Genomic DNA, 2,348 nt, shown 5'->3' on the forward strand with positions numbered 1-2,348 from the left:
CTTGTTTTCATGCATCAGGGCCGCATTCACGAAACCGGCGACCCGGAAGAGGTTTTCGCCAACCCGAAAACGCCCGATCACAGCCAGAGTGCGTGCAAAGTCTTTTTTCAGGAGATAGATCGGGAACCCAATTTGGTTTTCGGCCCAGCCGAGCCACTCAAAGCCATCTTCGCGCTGGAACTTTGTCGTGATCAGGCTGACCGGTCGCATTTCGACCTGCTCGTCGGCCAAACGTCCGGCCAAGCGCAGCTGCTCGGGGTCTGTCGCGTCGAACACGATAATGAACGTTCGGAAAGACTGATACTTGAGCGGGTTAAACGTCATGCCGGCCGGATAGACGAGATCGCTGTTTGGAACGCGCAGTTCTTTGGCCAGACGGTTAATCGGTTCAACCCGAACAACTCTGCTTTCTTCCGCGACCGGCAGGTGCACGAAATTGAGCTTGTCCAGGTAGCGTTGCGGTGCGCCTTTGGTCTTTGCGCGCCAATCAACCTCCAGCACGCGCTTGCGCATGACATCGATCAGGTTTGGTTCAGAGATTTTGTAAACAGTGCCGACAAGGCCCAGATCGCCAACATTCTCGCGCTGGATCTCATTTCGAACGTATTTCGGGTTTGCCGTCCCGCTCGCGCGCGCCAGCTCGATGTCATTTTCATCATAGGCAATAACTGTTGGGACCTGTGTCACCTTGTTATCGCGAAAACGGGTCGGATCGATCACCGCATTCGGAACCGGATCCATGCCGCGGATCAGTTGATGCAGCTCTCTGATACCTTCACCAATCTTTTGGCCCTCTTTGATCCCTTGAAAGAGCACCACGGAGCTCGGATTTTGGGCGGCGAGGTCAAATACTTGTCGAAGCCCCTGCTCCTGCATGCTGCGAGATGCATAGATCTCATACCGATAACCTGCAGCATCCAGGACAGGCTTTTGCTGGGGCATAAGCTCGGCTGCTTGCCCGGGATCAAACGCCGTTCCTTCAAGCATCTTCGCACCACGTTTCATTTGTGCGTCTGTTGCTTGGGTTATTTCGTCCAGAAGCTTCTGATGGATTTTGGAAGGATCGGCTTTTGCCGAGTACGTCTCGTCACCCAAGATCTGCTCGGGGTTGTTCATGACATCGCGCGATTGGTTGACGATGTCTTTGACACTCTGCCCGAGAGCCGGTGGCGCAACGGCGAGCGCCAGCAACAGTGCAAGTGCCGGGGCGAGAGATTTAATACTCACCATATCTGATGGACCCTTCCTACGAGAAACGTTGTTGGGATTGGACCGAAATAGCGGCTGTCATAGCTTGCTTTTGACGTACCGAGCATGAATAGGCGTCGAGGTGGAACGACGAAGTCATGTGCGTAATCGACGGGCTTCTTTCCAAACCGGCCAGCGAGGTCCAGTCCGTTAACCGGGCCAAGATCCTCATCGAAGGTGACTTCCTGATCGTTGACCAGGATCGTGCCATCTTCTTGGATCTGCACCCGGTCTCCCGGGACAGCCGCGACATACTTCATGACGAGTTGCCCCTCTTCGAGTGGCTCAAGAAAGGTGGCTCGAAATGCAAAAATCTCCCCCGGATCGGGGTCAAGATCAGCCGTGTCGGTCAGAACAACCCGTGTGCCGGGGATGGACTGCAGCTTTTGGGCATCAATGCCGATCGTGAAGCGCTCACCGAAATAGTAGAACCAGCCAAAGAACACCAAAGCGATTACCGTCCACCTGTGCAGCTCGCGTTTGATGTCCGCAATGAGCGCTTCCTTGCTTGGATAACGCGCCTTGTTCTTGGCTATGATGCTCTCGACAAGTCCTTTCATTGTCCGCTCAGCTCTTGGAGATTGAGCTGCATTGCCGTCGGAGTTGCGACGATCGCTTCGGAATCTATGAGAAGGTAACCCTCCTCTGCATATGCGCGCGCTACGCGCTGCATTTGCAAGAATGCCTGCTCCAAACCCTCCTGCGTGTCGACATTTGCGCCGGGCAGTTTCGCGGCTGTTTCAAGGAAGTTGACGACTTTGATTTTTGGGGTTTGGCCAGAGACAAGGTGCTCAGAAAGCTCGATGTTTTTTCTGGCGATTGAAGCAATCAAGGCCGACTGGTTGGCATAGTCGGTTTTGAGCTGCTGATAATCGTCGCGAAGGTTATAGAAGCTCCGACCGATGAATATGGAAGTTCCCAGAGCGGCAATCGCCAAAATGGCGACGAATGTGGTGAAGTACACATCCGTCTTGCCGTCCTTTTTGGGGACTTGGACTTTGTTCTCGTTGTCATTCGCCATGTTTTGCTCAGTCCTGTTTTATTCGGAGAAACTAGGCGGCACGTTTCGTCTGCCTGCGCTCCGCAAGCACGAATTCGAT

The 2,348-nt window shown here is 53.9% G+C and carries 3 protein-coding genes; all 3 read right to left on the reverse strand.

The genetic code is table 11. From position 1 onward, the window contains the following. On the reverse strand, window positions 1–1,230 hold a 1,230-nt coding region (locus WA429_RS20975), incomplete at its 3' end, for a TrbC family F-type conjugative pilus assembly protein (protein ID WP_336107874.1). After that, entirely contained in the window at window positions 1,224–1,808 is a 585-nt protein-coding gene (lepB, locus tag WA429_RS20980) for a signal peptidase I (protein WP_336107875.1), read from the reverse strand. The genes WA429_RS20975 and lepB, both read right to left, overlap by 7 nt. Next, the gene (locus WA429_RS20985; RefSeq protein ID WP_336107876.1) at window positions 1,805–2,269 is read right to left on the reverse strand and encodes a hypothetical protein; all 465 of its coding nucleotides are present in this window, start codon (window positions 2,267–2,269) and stop codon (window positions 1,805–1,807) included. Before WA429_RS20985 ends, lepB begins: the two co-directional genes overlap by 4 nt. Window positions 2,270–2,348 lie beyond the last annotated feature (79 nt).

Origin of the sequence: Thalassospira sp. CH_XMU1420-2 (genome assembly GCF_037029325.1) — a bacterium.
GTDB classification, from domain to species: Bacteria; Pseudomonadota; Alphaproteobacteria; order Rhodospirillales; family Thalassospiraceae; genus Thalassospira; species Thalassospira povalilytica.

Bases quoted from the DNA above. Each gene is read 5' to 3' on its own strand.
- WA429_RS20985 (WP_336107876.1), bottom strand. From the start codon at position 2,269: ATGGCGAATGACAACGAGAACAAAGTCCAAGTCCCCAAAAAGGACGGC.
- lepB (WP_336107875.1), bottom strand. From the start codon at position 1,808: ATGAAAGGACTTGTCGAGAGCATCATAGCCAAGAACAAGGCGCGTTAT.